Raw genomic sequence first — 21,538 nt, forward strand, 5'->3', positions numbered from 1 at the left:
GGGCTCACTCAGTGCTGGACCGTAACGGCCATGTTTCGATAGCCGAACTGCGCCGTGACCGACGTGTTCGTCAGTGCACTCGCGCTGGCCTGAGAGGTAACGGCATAGTTACCCGTGCCGATCTGAACAGTTCCCTGAAGGTTGGAACCGCCGTAGGGGAACACGGTCTGCACGCCGGTCTGAGATGCCATCGCCGTATTGCGATAGCCGGCCTGCACGATCAGCGAATCGTTGGAGCCCAGCGGGTTGGCGATCTGAGAGGTCAAGGCGGTGTTGCCGACACCGAACTGCGCTGTCGCCGACTTGTTCACGCCGAAGAACGAGGACTGACCCGTGACGGCGAAGTTACGCCCGCCGGCCTGGAACGTGTCCTGTGAGTTATTGCCCCCCGCTTGATCGGCAAAGGATATGTTGCCCCAACCGAACTGCGTTGTCGAAGAGGAGTTGCCGTTGCTTCCGATAACGTCCCACTGGGAAGTTGCGGCGAAGTTCCCCGTACCGACCTGCAACGTTGTCTGATCGTTGTTGCCGCCGTCCTGCCCGACGATCGCGCCGTTGCCCCAGCCGAACTGCATGATATCGGACTTATTGGAGCCGGGCTTGCCGTCGGTCTGGGTCGTCGAGGCGAAATTCAGGCCGCCGACCTGCAGCGTATCCTGGGAGTTGTCCCCCTTGGACTGATCCGCGAAGGCGGAATTGCCGAAGCCGAACTGGCTGATCGTCGAGTTGTTTTCCGCCCCATCACGCTGCAGGGTGGAGGCAAAATTCAGGGTGCCGACCTGGAGGGTGCTCTGGTCGTTGGTCTTGCCCTTCTGGTCGGCAACCGCGAAATTGCCGGAACCAAACTGCAGGATAGCGGACGTATTGGACTTGGCCGTATCCTGGTTGGTGACCGCGAAATTGCCGAAGCCGTTCTGCAATGTCAGCGCTTGGTTGTTGCCGCTATTCTGGCTGACGAAAGCGCCGTTGAAGGCGCCCACCTGGCCGATAAATGATTCATTTTCCGCCGGTGTCGGTGGGCTTCCGCCATGCGGGCCAGCGGGGCCGGCAAGAGTCAAAGACGTACTTGCCAGCAAAATAGAGAGAGCTGCAATCGTCCTCATATGATCCTCCCTGTTATCCAAGACGGGGCAAGCGGTCATTCGCCGCCCTCAAGCTTGTTAATAAGCCGCCAGCGGAGAGCCGAACAAGAGAACCGTTCGTATTAGGACGACAACATCGGATCGCATCAAATATAAATGCCATACCTCAAAATGAGTAACGGATGAAACATGTATCGACATGACGTATCCGCTATACTCTTCTTTGACTATAACGAACTACGCCATCGGAAAGGCAAATAAATACAATCCAAATGTGCGGCAATTCATGATACCCTCAAGGAGGCCCGGCGAAAGGCTTGCCACATTATAATGGATTAGTTGACAGGCATGACTACGTTTGACAGTCTCGTAGCATCCGAAGCAATCGTTAAAGTTGAGATTCAGCTTGGTGGAGGGCAGCTGCCTAAGCGGCTGCTTTTCGCGACCCCAAGCTTTGCGGAGTGGTTGAGTGAGCGCGTCGCCAAGAACGAACCATCGTCGCTAGGCGCTGTCCTCACCCCGATCGAACAGCTGGATTTTCTCTTTTATACGTTCGTCTCCGGGAAGCCTCTTATTCATTGCAGACAATTCCGGGCAATCCGGATCGAACGAAATGCAGTTTGGGAGTTGAAGACCGTCGATCTGCGCATATTCGGCTGGTTTGCCATGCGTGATTGCTTTGTGGCGGTTTTCGGGGACTGGGCCGACCATGTGAAAGATCATGATCTTTACCGTGGCTATCGGCTGGAGGTGCGCCGACTGCGCCGCGAGCTTGGTGTGGGTGATGCGTTGTGCGTTGAGGGAGTAAACCCGGAAGATGTCATTTCGGTTTGAGATAGGCGCGCGTGCGCGTGCGGCCAGCCGCTTCATCGCAAACGTTCGCAGCGATCTCATTGCCGCCGCCGTCGAAAGGCGATCCCAAACGGGCTTTACGCAGCAGCAGCTCGCAGAGCAGGTGGGTGTCAGCCGACAGGAGTTGAACCGCTACTTTTGCGGGCAGAGAGAGCTTCCGCTTCGTTCGATCGCGGACCTGGCCTGGGCGCTCGACAAGGAGATTCACGTTGAACTGCGCGATCCGGCGGGTTTGACGCAAAACGGTTGCCTTGCTCAACCCGAAACACGCGCCGAGATACCGGCCGATATGCGGATCGAGACGCGGGCAGCCGTTCATTTCATTAGCTTCGGCGAGGCCTTCTCCTGGAGCTCTTCGCGAGCAATCCGCACCATTATTGCCCGCGCCACTGCTGATAGGGACGATTGAAACACATGCGCTACGGATATTGCATCTTTTGCGATGACATTCGCACCGAAGTTGGCGAGAAGCTGAGCTTCATCGGCGTCTATAGCGGCGTGCTGATGCTGCCGGAATTTCCCATTTCGCTGGCCAAGTTTTGCGTGCATGTGAATTTGGTCACCTTGGCGGCGGAACCTTACCGCTCGATCGTGCTGCGTTGCGTTGCCCCAGGAGACCAGCAGCCTCTTCTCGAGGAACGCTTGGAGTCAGCACAGCTCGACGAGCAGCGCGACCTGACGGATGGGTTCGAAACAAGCGACGGCCCCATGCACGTCGTGGTCGGCGCCAGCCTTGTCTTTTCACCATTGAGACTGCGCCGCCCGGGACTGCTGACGGTAAGCGCGATAATCGACGACAAGCCGGCGGAAATCGCCTCCCTGCGCGTAGCCCAGCGCTGATCGAGCTCTCAAAGTTCAGGGTCACTCGTCAACCGACGCCAGGATTCATCGGGCTATGTCCTTCCCCGAATCTTTGCGGTCCTGAGACGTACCGGCGCTTTAGAAGATATAGGCGCACATTTTCGCCAACGACTAATAAGGACTAACCGCGAGACGGCCAGTTTGCACGCCGGCTGGCCGGATCGCGGGATACTGACGGAATGGTTTTAGTCTGGCGAATATTTAGGGATTTGCGGCATAAACTTTTGGCGCCCCACCGGGGCGCCGTCGCTCTTCAGCAATCGGCCAGCGGATGCTCGCCCTACCGATAGTCCCGAACCCTGCCCTGCCCCGATGTCGGGACGGGTAGCCGCGAAATATATCAATGCGGGCTCATTAACATCGTTCCCGCAATCGGTGACCGACAGCGCAGACGTTAGCGGACGAGTTCGCGGATCTTATAGGCGACTTCCGTTCGGTTCGTCGCGTTTAGCTTCTTCATGATGTTGCGAATGTGAACTTTGACTGTGCTCTCGCAAAGATCCATCTCGTAGGCGATGATCTTGTTCGCCTTTCCTCGCCTCAGCGCTTCAGCGACGACAACTTCACGTGGCGTGAAGAGGCTGTCGAGGCAGTCATTTCGGCTGGCCACAGGCGTAATCGCTTCTTTGGCGGCAAGAAGGCTGCTCGCCGGTACGAAGACGCCGCCTGCGCGAGCAAGAGCAACGGCCTCCGCGGCAACGCGTATCCCGACACTGGTCGGGATATAGCCGCGAGCTCCGCATTCCAGCGCGTGTAGGAGCTGCGCAAGCTCGTCGCCATCTGCGCCGACGATCACGGGGCTTGCCTGGAATCTCTCCACCAAGGCACAGATCTTCGCGCTGATGTCGGGGTCAGAGACTTTGCGTCCGCCGATCATGAAAAGAATTGCGGACGGCAGTACTTGCATATTGCGCGTTTGCCATTCGTCGAGCGATCCGACGGTGACGACATGCATGGCGTCGTCATACTCGCTTAGGCTCTTCGACAGGCATTCGCGATCCAGAGCGCGGGAATCGACGAGAAGAATGTAATCTTCCCACTCGTCGACGCCGGGCGTGCCGGACGCAATGAACGGCCGCAAGGTCTCGGACGTTCGAACCGAAATAAGGCGTGCGCCCGCATCGGTGGTGAATTTTTCACTTGTGAGCATTTGTCCATTCATGGCCGGCATCCCCAACTTTTAAAGTGGCCTTCGTATTTCTTGTAACTAGCTCAGTATTGGCTCCATACGGACAGCAAGAACTTTGTCTAAATTGAATCTTTTCTTTCTTTCTCATATCGTCCCCCTTTTTTTAGGATCTTCTTACTACAGTAATTGCTTATTTTGTTTTTACGCGCATTAACATATGTTAACAAAGATTTTAAATATTGACTAAAAGGAATCTTTTTAGCCTCTAGTCAGAATTTGATTCGTTTTATTCTTCAAATCATAGTTGCGCCAAAATAGGATTCGTCGAAGTCGACGAGATCCATGAGCCGCGGCCGGTCAAGAAATGCAACGACACCGTTGCGGAATGACAGGAGGCCGGCTTCGCGCATATCCCTGAGCACGCGATTGATGTGAACGGTCGACAAACCGACGGCGTCCCCGATGTCCGATTGCGTCAATGGGCAATCGAAGCATTCCAAATTGGGGACGTCTTGGGAGGTCCCGATCCGCGTCCCGAGCTCGAGCAACAGGTAACCAGTTCTCTCTAACGCGTCGCGCCGTCCTATGTTGGCAAGGCTCTCCGACATGCGAGCTTGGCGTCTCACCAATTCGGCGATCGCAATTCGATAAAACAATGCCGGCGCATCGATCTTGGGAAGGGAGGTGAAATCTGGGAAGGCCATCACGGATACATTGGTGATGGCTTGCACGGTCTCTCGTGAAAGCACCGTCAACGACGTTGAGATCATATCGCCGCGCAGAAGGAATTCGGTCACGAAGCGCGTACCGTTCGGCAGCATCTTGCTGGACGCTGCCCACCCATCCAAGAGAAAGAGAAGACGCGGCGCTATGCTCTCGTAGTCGCAGATCACGCTGCCGGCAGCAAAGGTCCGTGCCGTGCCACCCATGCTTTGGATATGCTCGATCGAAATCTGCGCTGTCATGCGGCGGTCCCCTCGGTCGAAAGCATACCTCGAATGCTCAAACGACTATCCCACAATATAAATTTCTCGCTTCCCAAGTATTCTATATCATATAAATTCTTTTATGTCTTGAATGCAACTCAATATTTGTCATTCTCCTAACATATATCGTCATCATATATACACTAACCCAGTTTTAACGTACTGGTAGCGGTACTGCACTCATCCGCGCGTTGAATATATTTCGGTCATTCAGTATTGCGCGAGCGCACCGACTGTATTCCCGATATGGCGCATACGTCGCAGCCGACCAAATGGCGGCGCATATTCGAGATCCCCGCGTGAGCTTCCGCAATTGTCACACGGTGCCGAAGCCCCTCTATCCCTTCTTTTTCAGCGGCTTTCAGCAGCAGGGCGACATGCACGGCGGGCGACAGTGAATCTTTTATGAAATAAGCCTCGCGGCCGACTGAGTTGAAGAAACCTTCGACCTTGCTGTCCCAGGCCAAGCCTACATGCGGGATTTTGAGCGCGTAGGCCGCGATACAGGCATGCAGCCTGTGAGCGAGGATCACATCCATCGACTGAATTGTCTGAATGAGATCGGCCGGAACCCGCGGGCGACTGGCGATATCGAGCATGCCGCCCGCAACGACGCGATGCTTGTTGACCGAAGTCCGGATGCGTTCGGCAAACAACTGGTCCTCCCTCGCGCCATTGCAAAACAAGACGACGCGTTGGCCGTCATCCAGGAGCACTCCGATCAAATCCCTGTATGCACCAATGCCGGAAAATGGAATGTGGGACGCATGATCCTTGCCATGCCTGTCCAGGATGACGGGATCGGTCACACATAGGCCAACGGTCAACTGGCGCTTGGAGGATGACGCAGGCTTTTCCGCGATTGGCGTCGCATGGACCAATAGTCCCGGATCCCGCACGATTTTCGCGCTCGGTCCTTCTGGAAAATGCTCCTGCCAATTGTCCTTAGCAAAGCCGTCCCGCACGGAGAGATGAACAAGCCTTGTCCGCCTTAGTCGCGCGAAGAGATCATAGGCGGGCTCCGACCATTGCTTGCTGACGCCGACGGCATAAACCGCCAAGGGGCGATCGTGCCGCGAGACGCAATCGAGCACCTCGCCGATTTTCAACGGAAAATTGAGGTCATCGTCCTGAAACAAATTGCCGCCGCCGATAATGACGGCGTCCGCAAGTGCAATCTTGTCGTCCCAGAGGCGGCGCAGCTTGTTCAGCCTGCGCTCCAGCACCAGGCGGACGAGCCGGCGCCGGACGAAAAAGGGCAGCCGACGGAGCAATCCGAGCGCCAAGCGCCTGCGCCCGCCGCTGCCCGTGGCATAGGCCCGGCGGCCGGCAAGATCGATCGTTTCCACTTCGATCCCATCCGCGCCTTTCATCAAGGCGGTTTCGACGCATTCCGCCAGCAACCCGTCGCCGAGATTCTCGCTGTATTTGACGTTGAAGACGACAATCTTCATCTCAAACCTCCGGCAGCGCTCAAGTGTGGGCTATATTCGGCCTTGACTTCGCGCACGCCGGCGGTGAGCGCTGAAACGCTCCCCGCTAGAATGTAAAACATCAGTCCGAGATCGTAGACCGTGCCTGAGATAACCGCGGAAACGAGGACGGTGATCAAACCGGCCTTGCCCGCGCGCACAACCGCGACGGCCTCGCGCGATAACGGATGCCCCGGTTGCGTACCGGCCATCAGCACTCGGCCGACAAAGAGCGCAAATAGCAATGCACCGAAGATGCCGATATTGGACAATAGGACGAGGACGAAGCTCGATGCACGGGCACTCCCCAGGCCCGCGCCAAATCCAAGAGTATCCACGAACGCCTCATAGGCCATGGAATTCCACATGAAGCGCTCACGCCCGGACTGGCTGCCGGCCTTCGAGAACAGCATTTCGTCAAGAAAATCCTGCAAATTATGGGCAAGATCCGGCATGACAATCAGAACGAAGAAGATGACAAGCGGCATGCACGCGAGAATGGATACAATCAGAACAGGCCGGCCGGCGCCCGGGTCGCGCCGAGAGGCCAGGAATGACTGCAGGCTGAGAATCGGCAGGATGATGGCGAGCCCGACAAGGGCGGTTGCCGATGTCGACAGGATTAGGGCCATAAGAAGCAAACCCGCCACAATGCCGGTCACGCTGGAGCGTATGCCGCCGAGCCACAGGCTTGTGACGATCGCAAAGAGGACGAGCGTGAAATCGGCGAATGCCGAAGCTTCGGGGAAGGTCCCGGAAATGCGTTTCAGCCCGCCTTTCTCGGCGTTGGTCAACAGCGCGTAATTGGCCGTCCGCACGAAGTCGAGCAGGAAATCCGTATGCGTGAAATGCGTAATGATATCGGCAAGCGCGAAACCGAGGTTGACGCCCGCCACCATCAAAACGCCGCTGATGAAAATTTTCGGAACGCCATTGCCACGAAAGACGGCAAAGGTGGCGATGAAACAGACGAGCCCGCCGGCGGCGTAGACCGATTGGGTAATGTTGTTCGAAGAAAAACGCAGCGGCACCAGCGCGATAAGGCTACGCGCGCCGATTGACCGCTCCACCGTCATTGTCTGCACCATGCCCTGAAACAGCCGTGGGAAGAAGATCGCGGTGAAGATGCCGAATGCCGTCAGAAGCAGAAGGAAGAAGCCCGGACGCCAGGGTGCCAGCGCGGCGAGGAAAGGCGTCTCGCCATATGCTGCGAACAACCGGACGGCGAAGAATAATAGAAAGAGGCTTGGCACCAGCACCGATGCCCCGCCAAGGCCCGGTACGCTGAAGGCAGCAGCAGCGCCAAAGACCGTCGATACGATCATAATGATGAATGACAGTCGAACTGGTGCGATCAGTGTTACAATACCGACAACTAATGTTATAAGTCCCATGAAATTCATAGAATTCAGCCCATTGTTCTTCCCTTTATTGGAAAAGCTACCACGTGGACGTGCAGCTGTATCTCCGCCGTGCCTAAGCCTTTTGGGGGACATGCTGGCCGAAATACGTTCTATACGCCATGGGTTGTACCGTTCATCCTTATGCACATGGATCGCTTCTCACACACACGTCGTGCTCGATGCATGCACAACCGTCGCGGGTTTCTTCTCGCGTCTATTGCCGCCGCACTCATGACGATCGTGGATATCGATGTTGCCCACGCTGGCGATACGGGGGATACGCTCGATATCAGCAGCATGACACTGACATTCGAAGATCCTTTCGATGCTCTCAGTATCTCTGCCTGGGGACCTGGCACCCGCTGGATTTCCCACACTCCGTGGAATGGTGATTTCGGAGGTGCCCGCTTCTCCAATCCGGGTCACGATTTTCCCTTTGCAATACAGGATGGCATGCTGCGCATTACCGCGGCACGTGATGACAAAGGCGCATGGCGCTCGGGCCTGATTGCCTCCGTCGATCGAAATGGGGATGGCTTCTCCCAGCAATATGGCTATTTCGAAATGCGGGCACGCCTACCCGATGGCCCTGGTGTCTGGCCAGCCTTCTGGCTGATTGGCAAGGATCGCTCAAAATCGACAGCCGAGATAGACGTCATCGAATATTACGGTGATAAGCCGGGAGCCTATTCCTCGACGGTGCATGTCTGGCACCGGGATGGACGTCACGATTCCGCTCATGCCCGCATTGATGCATTCGGTGCTGCAAGTCCCGGTGACTTGCACACCTACGGCGTGAAGATCGATTCCGACTTCATACGGATGTATTTTGATAGAAAGCTCGTTTGGAAAACCAAAGCTTTACCGGAACATCGCCAGCCAATGTATATGCTCGTCGATCTCGGTATCGTTGAAGGCATAACGAAGATGGCCGCAGCCGATCCATCCTTCATGTTTGTAGATTATGTCAGAGCTTACCAGTTCAGGTAGCTGTCTCATCATCAATCCCAAATCACTATCGTCTCGATCGGCGTGATTGAGAACCCATGCATGGCGCTTGGTGCCTAGTCATTGCCGCCATGCGTAATGCTTTTGGCCGAGTCTTTGTCGCCGCATCGGATGTTTCCGACGAATTGGCTACGCACCTTCAGGACTTACGACTTTCGGTGGTGAAGACGATCATCCCAATGATCAACTGGTGCTTTTGCCGCAGCGTGAAATTCTGCGGTAGACGATCAGGCATCGCATGTCGTGCCATCGTCAGTCGCAGGATGACCCGGAGGGTGATGATGATTGATCGCGAGCCTCAAGCAGAAACAGGTGGCGCAGCAGGCCTGCACTACGATCGCAACATTTGCCTTCACGAAATGCTGCGCATTCAGGCTCGGGCGACGCCCGAGGCAACCGCGCTTGCCTTTGGCGATACTAGGCTCAGCTACGGTGACCTCGACCGCATATCCGACGCGCTTGCGTTGCATCTGGTCAGGATCGGCGTCCACAGGGCCGATATTATCGGTCTCTTCCTGCCGCGGAGCGCCAATGCCATCATCTGCAAGATAGCCATACTTAAGGCCGGCGGCGCCTATCTGCCGCTTGATCCTGCCCTTCCGGTCGACCATCTCGATTTCGTTGTCGGCGAATGTTTGCCGAAGGTTATTTTCGTCGATTCGGCTTTTGGCGATAAACTCTGCAATGTGCCAAGCATGAATGCCAAGGTCATCGAGGCAAATGCCATTATCGCCGAGATGGCAAGCCAACCGCGGGTTCCTCTGCCAGCAACGACGATCACCGGCGCCGATCTTGCCTATGTCATGTACACGTCCGGCTCGACCGGGCGCCCCAAGGGAACGATGATCTGCCATCGCAGCATTGCGCGGGTGGTTCTCGACCAGAATTATATCGATTTTCGCCGGGACGACGTCGTTCTTCACACGGCCACCATTTCCTTCGACGCGTCGACCTTCGAAATATGGGGGGCGCTTCTCAATGGTTGCACACTGGCAATCATGCCCGATGCCGATTTTTCCATTTCGCGCCTGACCGACTTCATGCGAGCGAGAGATGTCAGCATCTCTTTCCTCACGACAGGGCTGTTCAATCTCTTTGCCGATCATGCCCGCATATCCCTGCCGAAGCTTCGCCATATCCTTTTCGGTGGCGATGTCGCCTCGACCGTTCACGCCCGGCGCTTTCTCGATCACCATCCCGGCTGCAAGCTCACCAATGTCTACGGCCCGACCGAGACGACGGTGTTTGCCACCGCTTTCAAGGTCCTGCCTAGTTTTTCAGGCGGAGAGCTGCCGATCGGCAAGGCGATCGCGCATACGGGTGTCGCCATACTGGACGAGGAGTTGCGCGTCGTTCCGCCCGGGATCGAAGGCGAACTGGCAATATCGGGCGATGGCCTGGCCATCGGCTATTTCAAGCGCCCGGAACTGACAGGGCAGAAATTCGTGACTATTACCACGAAGGAAGGCGCGACGCGTTTCTATCTGACCGGCGACGTGGCCTGTATGAAGCCTGATGGCACCGTTACCTTCAAGGGACGGCGCGACAGGCAGGTCAAGATCAATGGCAAGCGCATAGAGCTCGATGAGATCGAAGCCGCGCTCAGGCGTGACCCGCGCCTTGCCGACGGCGTCGTCCTTTGCCACGTCCAGGGCGAGACCCTAAAACGCATCGTTGCCTATCTATGCCCCAAGGAAAGCCATGTGGGCGCAGGCGCCGACCTCGCGCAGGATGTCATGGCGACGCTACGCATGGCACTTCCGACCTATATGATCCCGAGCACGGCCGTCATCGTCGACAGCCTCCCGCTCACGGCCGCCGGCAAGGTCGACCGCTCCAAACTCTTGCCGCCGCCCGTCGAAATGCAGGCAAAGCCCGTGGATACAAGGAGCCGGACGGAAGAGCTGCTGACGGCGCTGTGGCAGGACGCGTTGAGCCTTGCCGGCGTCGATCTCGACCGAAACTTCTTCGACCTTGGCGGCACCTCCCTGCAGCTGATGGAAATTCACGCCGGTCTCGAGGAAGGGCTCGGCCGTCCAATCGACGTGGTTGCGTTGCTGCGCCATCCGACAATCCGGGAATTGGCACTCTATCTGGATGGAGGGACGCCTGGGCCGACGCGGATCGCCGCCGCGGCCCAGCGTGCGGCCCTGCAGAAGAAGGCAATCTCTCATATCCGCAGGAGCTCCTTATGAAACGAAGTCACCAGGAAAAGGGCGAACAGCGTGATTTCGAAGAGAGCGAGGATCTGAACGAGCAAATTTCGGGGCACATCGCCATTATCGGCATGTCCGGTCGTTTCCCGGGCGCCCCCTCCGTCGATGAACTCTGGAAGCTCGTGCTTGAAGGAAAGAACGCCTTTTCGCGCTTCTCACCGGATGAAATCGAAGACGCGTTCACCGACGAAGAGCGGGCACAGCCGAACTATGTCGCCGCAAGGCCTCATCTCGACAATGCCGATATGTTCGACGCTGAATTCTTCGGCATGTTTCCACGCGAGGCTGCCGTCACCGATCCGCAGCATCGCATCTTTTTGGAAATATGTTGGGAAGCGCTCGAGGATGGGGGATATGATCCGCAGCGCTATGCCGGCCCGATCGGCGTCTTCGCCGGCTCCTCGATGCCGACCTATCTGATCAACAATGTTTTGCACGATCGCGCCAAAGCGGAAGAGTTCACGTCGAACTACCAGATCGGCTCGTTTCATGAGCTCGTCGGCGCGCTCAATGATACGCTCGCGACCCGCGTCGCCTATAAATTCAATCTGCGCGGCCCCGCCTTCACGCTACAGTCCGCATGTTCGACCTCGCTTCTCGCCGTTTCGCAGGCATGTCAGAATCTGCTTACCTATGGCTGTGACATGGCTCTTGCGGGCGGCATCTCGGTCACCATTCCGCAAAAAAGGGGCTACATCTATCAGGATGGCGGCATGGCCTCGCCGGACGGCACCTGCCGGCCTTTCGACGCCGACGCCGCCGGAACGGTCTTTGCCAGCGGAGCCGGGGTCGTTCTCCTGAAGCGCTACGAAGATGCGCTTCAGGATGGCGATCACATCTACGCGCTCATTCGCGGCTACGGCATCAACAATGACGGCAGCGACAAGATCGGCTTCACGGCTCCGAGCGTGGAGGGGCAAGCCGAGGCGATAGCCACAGCGATCGCCAATGCAGGCGTGGAACCCTCAACGATCGGCTATATCGAATGCCACGGCACCGCGACGCCGCTCGGCGATCCCATTGAGTTCAATGGCTTGACCAGGGCCTTCGCGGATGGCGCGCCGGGACCCGCGGGCTGTGCGCTCGGATCGGTCAAGGGCACCATCGGCCATACGGACGCCGCAGCCGGCGTAACCGGGCTCATCAAGACGGCGCTGGCGCTTCATTGCGCAAAAATCCCACCGATGCCGAATTATCATCAGCCCAATCCGCGCATCGATCTCGAAGGAAGTCCTTTTTACATCCCAACCGCAATGATCGACTGGCCACAAGGAAAGGTGCCCCGTAGAGCCGGTGTGAGCGCCTTCGGGGTCGGCGGCACGAATGTCCATGTCGTTTTGGAGGAGGCGCCTCGCCCGTCGACTACGCCCAATGAGGTAGAAGGGCATTACATCCTCCCCCTTTCGGCGCGCAACAAGCTGGCCCTTACCCAGATGCGCACCAATTTGAGTAATCATCTCGCCGACAACCCGAAGCTTTCAATCGCGCAACTTGCCTGCACCCTGCAAACGGGCCGGCGCGAATTCGGCCACCGGCTGGCGGTCGCCGCCGGAAGTGTCGAGGAAGCGATCATCAAGCTGACGACAGAAAATTATCAATCCCTTGTTGCCGCAGATCGGCCGCCGGTCGCATTCATGTTTCCCGGTCAGGGTGCGCAATATGTCGGCATGGGCGCCGGCCTCTATAGCTCCGAGCCGGAATTCGCTCGCTGGATCGATCGCGGCTCCGAGCTTCTGAAAATGACGCTGGGGCTCGACCTGCGCGACTACATCTGCCACACCGGCCCCGTAACGCAGGCGATCACCGAGGAACAGCGCGAAACCCGGATCGCTCAGCCCTGCCTCTATCTTGTCGAATATGCGCTTGCTCGATTGTGGCTGAGCCGCGGTGTCAAACCGTATGCCATGATCGGTCATAGCGTTGGCGAGTTTGTTGCCGCTACGCTCGCCAACGTCATTTCCTTCGAAGACGGACTACGTCTCGTGGCCAATCGCGGACGGCTGATGCAGCATCAGCCGCAGGGCGCGATGGTCTCGGTTCGCGCCGACGCCACCACGACGGCTTCCTATCTGCAAGGCGATGTTGAGATCGCAGCGATCAACGCTCCGAAGCTTTGCGTCATCTCCGGCCCGTTCGGCGACATCGACAAGGTATGCACGGCGCTTGAAGCCGCCGAGATCGCCTTCAGTCGCTTGCACACATCGCACGCCTTCCACTCGGTCATGATGAAGGATGCGGCCCTTGCGCTGCGCCAGGAGACGGAAAAGGTGACCTATGGCACCGCGACGCTCCCCTTCATCTCCGGCGTCACAGGCGACTGGCAAACCGCCGAGCTAATGACCTCTCCCAATTATTGGGCCATGCATTGCCGCGATTCCGTCCGCTTTGCCGATGGTCTCGTCACGCTTTGCCGTGATCGCAAGCCACTTCTTCTCGAAGTCGGGCCGGGGCGGACGCTTTCGGTGTTTGCCGCACAGACGATTGCCCGTGATAGTCTTGCCGCCGTCGTGCAATCCCTGCCCGAGCATGACCGGGCCTCCGCCGCCGCCGAAACGCTCGCGGAAGCGCACGGCAAGCTGTGGATGGCGGGCTGCCGGCTCAGCTGGCCGGCTCTCCCACCGGCCGCGCGCAAGCACCTGTCCCTGCCCACCTATCCGTTCCAGCGCCAGCGCCATTGGATCGATGCGCCTTCGTCCGCGCGTCGGGCATTGAGTCGGGGCGCCCTTGCCAACCAGGAGAGCGCTCCCGAAAGCGAGCCCTCTGTCTCTGACGTCAACCTCACCGAGGAGAAACGAGCGATGAATGTTGCAGCATCAATTTCCATCTCCAGCCGCCTGCCGCAGTTGGAAACGGTTCTCCTGACGCTATTGAGCGATATGTCGGGTGAAACGCTAGGTCCCGACGAACGGGCGGCGACATTCCTGGAACTCGGCTTCGATTCTCTCTTCGTCGGCCAGTTCGCGCAACGCATCGAAAAGGACTTCAAGGTCAAAATCTCCTTCCGGGAATTGCTGAGCGATATCCCTTCCGTTGCCGATCTGGCCCTCTACCTCGATCAACAAATGCCAACCGAGGCGATGAAAGCGGCTGAACCCGCGCCATCCCCCGCCGCCGCGCCGATGCCGGCCCTGTCAGTACCAAGCGCGTCAGCGCCAATCATGCCTGCCGCCACACAGCCGGCAGCAATGCCGGCAGCGGCATCGGATCTCGCCACCGTGCTGCAATCCCAGATTCAGATGGCGCAGACCCTGTTCTCTCAACAGCTGCTGATGCTGCAGGCCATGCAGGGTGGCGCCCAGGTGTCCTCGACGCCGAGCGCGGTGCCAGTGACAGCGGCTGCGCCTATGGCACAACCGGCAACGAGTGCGCCCCTTGCTCCCACCGCCGCGGAAAGCGATTTCGGCACCGAGCGCATCAAACTCTATCGCCCAAATGCCAAGAGCCCGGCGCCGGAGATTACCGCGGCCAAGCAAGATTTCATCACCAGCCTAACCAAGGCCTATGAAACCAAGAACGCCAAATCGAAGAGCTTCACCCAGGGTCACCGGGGACACCTGGCCGATCCCCGTTCCGCCTCGGGCTTCCGGGCGGATTGGAAGGAGATGGTGTTCCCGATCGTTTGCGATCATTCCAAGGGTGCTTATATCTGGGATATCGACGGCAATCAGTATGTCGACCTGGTCAACGGCTTCGGGCAGACGGCCTTCGGCCATGCGCCGGATTTCGTCATCGATGCCGTCAAGGCTCAGGCCGACCGGGGGTTTGCCATCGGGCCGCAGACGCCGCTTGCCGGCGATGTCGCAAAGATGATTGCCGAAGTCACCGGCCATGAGCGGGTCACATTCTGCAACACTGGTTCGGAAGCAGTCATGGCTGCGATGCGGCTTGCGCGCGCCGTCACCGGCCGTGATCGGGTCGTGGTCTTTGCCAATGATTATCACGGCCAGTTCGACGAAGTTCTGGTCAAGGGCCGCAATCGCGCCGACAAGCCGATCGCCCTGCCCGTCGCCTCCGGCATTCCGATGGCCTCTGTGTCGAATATGACCGTGCTGCGCTACGGCGCTCCGGAAAGCCTCGACTTCATCCGCACCAACGCCGCCGATATAGCGGCTGTCATCATCGAGCCGATCCAGAGCCGTCATCCGGAATTGCAGCCGCGCGAATTCGTCGTGGAACTCCGCGACATCGCCACCAAATCCGAATTTGCCCTGGTCTTCGATGAGGTCGTCACCGGATTCCGCGTCGATCCCGGTGGCATGCAGGCGATCTGGGGCATCAAGGGCGATATGGCAACCTATGGCAAGGTCGTCGGCGGCGGAATGCCGATCGGTGTGCTTGTCGGCAGCCCGCGCTTCATGGATGCGCTCGATGGCGGCTATTGGGATTACGGCGACAGCTCCGTGCCCATGACAGCGCCGACATTCTTTGCCGGTACCTTCGTGCGTCATCCCCTAACGCTCGCAGCCGCCAGCGCCGTGCTGCACCACATCAAGGGAGAGGGATCTGCTCTCTACAACCGTGTCGCCGAGCGAACGGAAGCGCTGGTCGCGGAAATCAGGGCCGATCTTGCCCGACGCGGCATTGCCGACGTCGTACACGGCTACAAGAGCTGGTTTGCGACCGACTTCTCCAGCCAGGATCCGCTCGGCGCGCTATTCTATGCCCAGATGCGGCTGAATGGCGTCCACATACAGGATGGCTATCCCTGCTTCCTGACGACAGCCCACAGCGAAGACGACTTCCGCACGATCGCGAAAGCATTCCGCGACAGTCTCGACGCAATGCAGGGCGTCGGAATATTTACGGCGAGGGAAGAGCCATCTGTATCGGCAAAGCCGACGCGGGCATCCGTCGCGAAGCCGGAATCCGCGCCGCTGACGGAGGCGCAGACGGAAATATGGCTCGCAGCTCAGGCGGGTGACGAAGCCTCCTGCTCATTCAACGAGTCCTTTTCGCTGACGCTGGAAGGAATCCTGGACGAGCCGGCCATCCGGAAGGCTTTCGACACGGTCATCGCGCGCCATGACGCGTTTCATATTCGCTTTGACCGCGGCGGCGAACATTTCCGGTTCATTCCGGATTTCAAGCTCGACCTGCCGATCCTTGAAGATATCGATGACCAAGGCCTTGCCATTCTCATAGACGATGACGCTCATACGCCCTTCGATCTCATCAACGGCCCCCTGGTTCGCGCAAGCATCGTCAAGCTGGCACATGACAAGCACGTGCTGGTCTTCACGGCCCATCACATCATCTGCGACGGCTGGTCGATCAATACCTTCGTCGAAGAGCTCACGGCCGCCTACGAAGCCTACAGGACGGGCAATGATCCGGAATTCCAGCCGGCCCTTTCCTTCGCCACCTATTCGACGGATCTTTCCCCCAGGCCGGAGAAATCCCAGGCGACCGAACAGTTCTGGCTCGACCAGTTCAAGACGGTTCCGGACCTCCCTGACCTGCCGCTCGATCGGCCGCGTCCGGAATATCGCAGCTTCGCGGGCGGTAGCTGCACCGGCTATATCGATGTCGATGTCTATAAGGCGCTGAAGAAGAAGGGTGCCAAATCCGGCGCCACGCTGTTCTCGACGCTGCTGGCGACACTCCAGGTGATGATATCGCGATTGTCGGGTCAAGATGACATCGTCGTCGCCATTCCATCGGCCGGTCAAAGCCTGCTCGACGGCCAGATCCTTGTTGGGCATTGCGTCAACCTGCTGCCGCTGCGTCAGGCGGTATCGCAGGCGGAGCCGTTCGCGGATCACCTGAAGGCAACGCAGCAACTCGTCTTCCAGGCCTTTGAACATCAGGATTACACCTACGGCACGCTGGTGCGCAAACTGGATACCAAGCGCGATCCGCGCCGCCTGCCGCTCACCGAAATACAGTTCAATCTCGAACGCATGGCCGGCGGATCGTCCTTCGGCGATCTCAAGCCGACGATGGAGCCGAACGCAAAGGCCTTTTCCAACTTCGACCTGTTCTTCAACATGATCGAGGCAGCCGACCACATCCGCATCGATGTCGACTACAATGCCGATGTCTTCGAGCGTTCAACCGTGGAACGATGGATCGGTCACTTCGCGACACTGGCCGCTACTTTGGCCAAGGACATGGACCACAAGATCGGCGAACTGTCGCTGCTCTCGGCGGAGGAGAAATCCTGGCTGGTCGACGACCTCAATCGGACGGCTGTGCCTTATGACCACGATCAGTTTGTCTTCTCGCTCTTTTCCAAACGGGCAGCCGAACAGCCGAATGCCGTCGCTGCGCAACATGATGGCCAGGCAATTACCTATGGCGAGTTGGAAACGCGCTCTAACCAGCTTGCTCTCTACCTCCAGATGGCGCTTCCCGATCCCGGCCAGCGGATTGCAATATTGGTCGAGCGCTCGCTGAACATGATCGTCGCCCTGCTCGCGGTCATGAAGGCAGGACATACCTATGTCCCCATGGATCCCGCTCACCCGGAACCGCGCCTGCTGCAGACGCTGGATATCGCCCGTATCGGCGGCCTGATTTGCCACGGCGACGACACGGCCCGGCTTGCATCCAAGGATATTCCCGTGATCCGGCTCGACCAGGATGCCAAGGCGATCGGCTCGATGACCGGCCATCCGCTAAAGACCCTGCCTGTCGATACGACCGCATCCGCCTACATCATCTTCACCTCCGGCTCGACCGGCATGCCGAAGGGGGTCGAGGTTTCGCATCGAGCCCTGACAAACTTCCTTCTCTCTATGGCAAAGGAACCCGGCTTCGGTGCGGATGACACGCTGGTCGCAGTCACGACCATCTCCTTCGATATCGCCGGTCTGGAACTTTACCTGCCGCTGATATCGGGCGGAAAGCTCGTCATCGCCAGTCGCAGTCAGGTCCAGGACGGCTTTGCGCTGGTCAAGCTCATCGACGAACATGATGCCACGGTGCTGCAGGCGACGCCGACGCTTTGGCAGATGCTGGTCGAAGCCGGCCTGACGGAGCGGCGGACGCTGAAAATGCTCTGCGGCGGCGAACCCCTGCCCAAGGAGCTGGCGCGCTCCCTGCTTGGTATCGGCGGCGAACTCTGGAATATGTACGGCCCGACGGAAACGACGATCTGGTCGTCTCTGCAACGCATCACGGATGCCGATCAGCCGATCACCATCGGTCATCCCATCGCCAATACCCAGCTCTTCATTCTCGACCAAAGCGAGACTATTGCGCCAGTCGGCGTTATCGGTGAGCTGCATATCGGTGGCGACGGCCTGGCGGAAGGTTATTTCGATCGCCTCGATCTTACAGAGAAGGCCTTCGTTCCGCATTGCTTTGCCATTGGCAGGCCGATGCGGCTTTACAGGACCGGCGACGTTGGGCGGCGGCTGGCCGATGGTTCGCTGCAGTTGCTCGGGCGGCGTGACCAGCAGGTCAAGCTGCGCGGCTTCCGCATCGAGCTCGGCGACATAGAGGCCGTCATCTCCAAGGCGGCGGGTGTGCGCCAATGTGCCACCGTCGTTACCGAAAACGCCAAGGGCGATCGCTCGCTGGTTTGCTATATCGTGCCTGAAACAGGCGGCAATGACGCATTGACGGCCGATGTCGCGGCGCATGCCAAAGCCAATTTGCCCGGACATATGGTTCCGAGCTTCTGGGTGCTGGAAAGCGAGCTGCCGCACACCGCCAACGGCAAGCTCGACCGCAAAGCCCTGCAGCAGCGCGGCGTACCGCAGCGGGGAGCCGCGCCAACCAAGGCCCAGCCAAAAACCGAAATGGAACAGCGGCTGCTGGCGATCTGGCAGGATGTTCTGAGCCTTAGCGATATCGGCATCGATGACAATCTCTACGCGCTCGGCGCCGACTCGCTTGCCATCTTTCGCATCGCCGCCCGCATGCGTGACAACGGCTTGCCGCTGGAAGCAAAACATCTGCTGCGTCACCCGACGATTGCCGCGCTGGCTGCCTTTGCCGATGGCCAGGCGGAAGCTCCGTCCGAGTCCGTTCAGCTCCACATTCCATCACTGCGAGATTTTCGTAACGGCGCACGCCGCGGCCTGGGGGCATCTCTATGAGTACAGTCGACAATAGTCCAAGCGGTCTCCTTGCCGAACCGCAGATCATCGGCGAATTTCCCTGTACGCAGACGCAATTGCGATGCTGGATTCTCGATCAGCTCAATCCCGGCAATCCGGCGCTCAATGTCGCGGTCCGCTGGGAAATCCGGGGCGCATTCAAGGTCGCGACTCTCGAGGCCGCCTTTCGAAAAGTCATCCAGCGCCACGAAATACTGAGAACCCGCTTCATCGAGAAAAGTGGGCGGCCATTCCAGCAGGCCGTCAGCGACGTCAATTTCAAGATGTCGGTGATCGATCTTCGCGGCATGGCCCCGGAGCAGCGCCAGGCAAGAATCCTGTCGATCGGCGAGGAGACTGCGCAGGCGCCCTTCGATCTGGGTGCACCAGGCCTGTTTCGCGTCACCTTGCTGATGGCTGAAAACGACCGCGGCTTTCTGCTGATCACCGCGCATCAGAGCTGCTTCGACGGCTGGTCCATCCGCGTTCTCGGGCGGGAGGTCGGCGAGATAGCGGCCGCGATCGACGCAGGACGCCAACCGGCCCTGCCCGAGCTGCCGTTGCAATATGGCGATTATGCCCTCTGGCAGGAGGAATACCTGCAAAGCTATGGCTTCGAGACGGAGAAGGCCTTCTGGCGGGAGACCATGCAGGGCGCTCCCTATTTCGAGGTCGCCGCCGACCGGCCGCGCGGTCAGGTCAAGACCAATCGCGGCGACATCCTTTCCATCGCCCAACCGCCCGCTTTCACCGATCGCATGGATGCAGCGGCGCGCGCGCATTGCGTCTCGCAATACAGCTTCGGGGCGGCGGTTCTAAGTGCTGCCCTCCACCGCCTGACGCAGGCCCCGACCGTCCTGTTCGGCTCGCAGATCGCCGGTCGTGAACAAAGTGAGCTGGAAGACCTGATCGGCGTCTTCATCAACAATCTGGTCCTGCGTTTCGATTTCGGTTCCGATACCAGCTTTGCCGAGCACATACGCTCCGTCAGCGCGACAATCGAAGGAGCGCTGAACCATCAGCGCATGCCGTTCAACAAACTCGTGGAACTCGTCAATCCCGTGCGCGATCCGGCACGCAATCCGCTGATTTCCGTCAACTTCAACCTGCAAAAGGCGTTTCTCGAAGATCGGCGCTATGGCGGCTTCGAGTTGATCAGCTCGCCCTCGCAGTCCCCAGGTGTCATCTACGATCTGAGCTTCATCATGATCGGCCGACCGACAGGCTGGCGCATGTCGATCGAATACAATGCCGACCTTTTCGAAGCCAGCACGATCGAAAGCCTCCTGCAACTATGGAGGAACGCTTATGAAATTGCTCTCGACCGCCCTGAGGCGCCGCTTTCTTCGCTCGCTGCGCCGGAACGACACCTGGCAGCTTCCGCCAAGGCTGCGCCGATGGATGGCGCCGTCACAGGCAAAACGCCGGCGGATACGCGAATGGAAACGCTTGCTGAGCTTTGGAAAGAAGTCCTACAGGTTCCGCAAATACGTCCGGATGATGATTTCTTCGCACTTGGCGGCCACTCGCTCCTCGCGTTACGGCTCCTATCGGAAGTACGCGCAAGATTCGAAGCAGCACCGACATTGCAGCTTCTATTCAAGCAGCCGACGTTTGCAGGCTTTGCAGCGGCGATCTTCCATGTCGATACGGCGCCGACAACACAGGAAAAGTCGGTAAACCCGTGGGAACTGATCACCTGCAAGCACGGCACGGGGACCGGTACGGTTTATACACTCAATCATCCGTTCCTTTATTATCGCCTCGCCAACGAGCTGCCGGACAGCGTCTCGGTGCACAATGTCAACATGTTCCATGCGGATCTGGCAAACGGCCTTGATCGCCTGAGCATCGAGGATATAGCCGGTCGCGCGATAGACGCCATGCAGATCGACAAGGCTGTCGGCCGTGTTGCCATTGTCGGGCTCTGCGTCAATGGAATCCTGGCGCTGGAGGTCGGGCGGCAATTGCAGGAACGAGGCATCGATGTCGGCACCACGGCAATCATCGATGCATGGGCTCCGGGCTATTTCACATCCCTGCCGAAACGGGAGCAGGCACGTTGGAACCGTGAGCGGCGGCGCAAGCGGCTTGCCTATTTCACCCGAAAACTGTTCTCCGGCCGTATCCGGCTAATCGACTATCTCAAGGAATTCGAAATCTCGCTGTCACTTCTGAGGATATTCGGCATCAAGGCTGGTCAGTATTCACCCGAAGAGGAAGCGAACGAGGCGGTCACCAAGTTGCTCGTAGCGGCAGCGCGTCGCTACAAGCCGCGGCAGACAAAAGATCGCAGCGTCGTCCTGCTGCGAAGCAGCGCAACCCATTCTCGGGCGCATAAATTGCGGTTTGGATGGGGCGATGCGATCGGGGATGACTGCATGGTGGTCGATATCGATGGCTGGCATGAGGATTCGCTCACCAGCAACGGTATCCGCGACCTGGCGTCGACACTCTCTGGAAAACTCGCCGAGGATTAAATTC

At 58.5% G+C, this 21,538-nt stretch carries 12 protein-coding genes; 7 read left to right on the forward strand and 5 right to left on the reverse strand.

The genetic code is table 11. From position 1 onward, the window contains the following. Positions 1-8: 8 nt before the first annotated feature. Entirely contained in the window at positions 9-1,103 is a 1,095-nt protein-coding gene (locus HGP16_RS13680; RefSeq protein WP_168840566.1) for a hypothetical protein, read from the reverse strand. 327 nt (positions 1,104-1,430) lie between these two features. Between HGP16_RS13680 and HGP16_RS13685 the strand changes: the two genes are divergently transcribed. Genes HGP16_RS13685 through HGP16_RS13695 form a run of 3 tightly spaced genes read left to right on the forward strand, consistent with a single transcriptional unit; the run spans position 1,431 to position 2,774 of the window. Continuing rightward, entirely contained in the window at positions 1,431-1,916 is a 486-nt protein-coding gene (locus tag HGP16_RS13685) for a hypothetical protein (RefSeq protein WP_168840567.1), read from the forward strand. Continuing rightward, positions 1,900-2,343, forward strand: coding sequence for a helix-turn-helix domain-containing protein (locus tag HGP16_RS34680; RefSeq protein ID WP_168840568.1), 444 nt, complete (start codon positions 1,900-1,902; stop codon positions 2,341-2,343). Before HGP16_RS13685 ends, HGP16_RS34680 begins: the two co-directional genes overlap by 17 nt. 5 nt (positions 2,344-2,348) lie before the next feature. After that, entirely contained in the window at positions 2,349-2,774 is a 426-nt protein-coding gene (locus tag HGP16_RS13695; protein WP_168840569.1) for a DUF6941 family protein, read from the forward strand. 415 nt (positions 2,775-3,189) lie between these two features. Here the strand turns inward: HGP16_RS13695 and HGP16_RS13700 are convergent, their stop codons facing one another. From HGP16_RS13700 to HGP16_RS13715, 4 genes are all read right to left on the reverse strand, one after another. Continuing rightward, a complete protein-coding gene (locus HGP16_RS13700; protein ID WP_168840570.1) occupies positions 3,190-3,957 on the reverse strand; it encodes a response regulator transcription factor in 768 nt (255 codons plus the stop codon). Between the two features lie 260 nt (positions 3,958-4,217). Beyond that, a complete protein-coding gene (locus tag HGP16_RS13705; RefSeq protein WP_168840571.1) occupies positions 4,218-4,889 on the reverse strand; it encodes a Crp/Fnr family transcriptional regulator in 672 nt (223 codons plus the stop codon). 227 nt (positions 4,890-5,116) lie between these two features. Then, the gene (locus tag HGP16_RS13710; RefSeq protein WP_168840572.1) at positions 5,117-6,364 is read right to left on the reverse strand and encodes a polysaccharide pyruvyl transferase family protein; all 1,248 of its coding nucleotides are present in this window, start codon (positions 6,362-6,364) and stop codon (positions 5,117-5,119) included. Then, positions 6,361-7,707, reverse strand: a complete 1,347-nt coding sequence (locus tag HGP16_RS13715) for a hypothetical protein (protein ID WP_205926447.1) — start codon at positions 7,705-7,707, stop codon at positions 6,361-6,363. The genes HGP16_RS13710 and HGP16_RS13715 overlap by 4 nt, the downstream gene beginning before the upstream one ends. Before the next feature lie 225 nt (positions 7,708-7,932). On the opposite strand from HGP16_RS13715, the gene HGP16_RS13720 reads away from it, so the two are divergent. From HGP16_RS13720 to HGP16_RS13735, 4 genes are all read left to right on the forward strand, one after another. Then, positions 7,933-8,775, forward strand: coding sequence for a glycoside hydrolase family 16 protein (locus HGP16_RS13720; protein ID WP_246705527.1), 843 nt, complete (start codon positions 7,933-7,935; stop codon positions 8,773-8,775). 296 nt (positions 8,776-9,071) lie between these two features. Beyond that, a complete protein-coding gene (locus HGP16_RS13725; protein ID WP_246705528.1) occupies positions 9,072-10,988 on the forward strand; it encodes a non-ribosomal peptide synthetase in 1,917 nt (638 codons plus the stop codon). Continuing rightward, positions 10,985-19,054, forward strand: a complete 8,070-nt coding sequence (locus HGP16_RS13730; protein ID WP_168840573.1) for a non-ribosomal peptide synthetase/type I polyketide synthase — start codon at positions 10,985-10,987, stop codon at positions 19,052-19,054. The genes HGP16_RS13725 and HGP16_RS13730 overlap by 4 nt, the downstream gene beginning before the upstream one ends. Then, positions 19,051-21,534, forward strand: a complete 2,484-nt coding sequence (locus HGP16_RS13735; RefSeq protein ID WP_168840574.1) for a condensation domain-containing protein — start codon at positions 19,051-19,053, stop codon at positions 21,532-21,534. The genes HGP16_RS13730 and HGP16_RS13735 overlap by 4 nt, the downstream gene beginning before the upstream one ends. Positions 21,535-21,538 lie beyond the last annotated feature (4 nt).

The sequence above is a fragment of the Rhizobium sp. P40RR-XXII genome, from assembly GCF_012641405.1.
In the GTDB taxonomy this organism is placed as follows: Bacteria; Pseudomonadota; Alphaproteobacteria; order Rhizobiales; family Rhizobiaceae; genus Rhizobium.

Coding starts and splice junctions, on each gene's coding strand:
- HGP16_RS13685 (WP_168840567.1), top strand. CDS start 1,431: ATGACTACGTTTGACAGTCTCGTAGCATCCGAAGCAATCGTTAAAGTT.
- HGP16_RS13680 (WP_168840566.1), bottom strand. CDS start 1,103: ATGAGGACGATTGCAGCTCTCTCTATTTTGCTGGCAAGTACGTCTTTG.
- HGP16_RS13735 (WP_168840574.1), top strand. CDS start 19,051: ATGAGTACAGTCGACAATAGTCCAAGCGGTCTCCTTGCCGAACCGCAG.
- HGP16_RS13705 (WP_168840571.1), bottom strand. CDS start 4,889: ATGACAGCGCAGATTTCGATCGAGCATATCCAAAGCATGGGTGGCACG.
- HGP16_RS13710 (WP_168840572.1), bottom strand. CDS start 6,364: ATGAAGATTGTCGTCTTCAACGTCAAATACAGCGAGAATCTCGGCGAC.
- HGP16_RS13700 (WP_168840570.1), bottom strand. CDS start 3,957: ATGAATGGACAAATGCTCACAAGTGAAAAATTCACCACCGATGCGGGC.
- HGP16_RS13715 (WP_205926447.1), bottom strand. CDS start 7,707: ATGATCGTATCGACGGTCTTTGGCGCTGCTGCTGCCTTCAGCGTACCG.
- HGP16_RS13725 (WP_246705528.1), top strand. CDS start 9,072: ATGATGATTGATCGCGAGCCTCAAGCAGAAACAGGTGGCGCAGCAGGC.
- HGP16_RS13720 (WP_246705527.1), top strand. CDS start 7,933: ATGGATCGCTTCTCACACACACGTCGTGCTCGATGCATGCACAACCGT.
- HGP16_RS13730 (WP_168840573.1), top strand. CDS start 10,985: ATGAAACGAAGTCACCAGGAAAAGGGCGAACAGCGTGATTTCGAAGAG.
- HGP16_RS13695 (WP_168840569.1), top strand. CDS start 2,349: ATGCGCTACGGATATTGCATCTTTTGCGATGACATTCGCACCGAAGTT.
- HGP16_RS34680 (WP_168840568.1), top strand. CDS start 1,900: ATGTCATTTCGGTTTGAGATAGGCGCGCGTGCGCGTGCGGCCAGCCGC.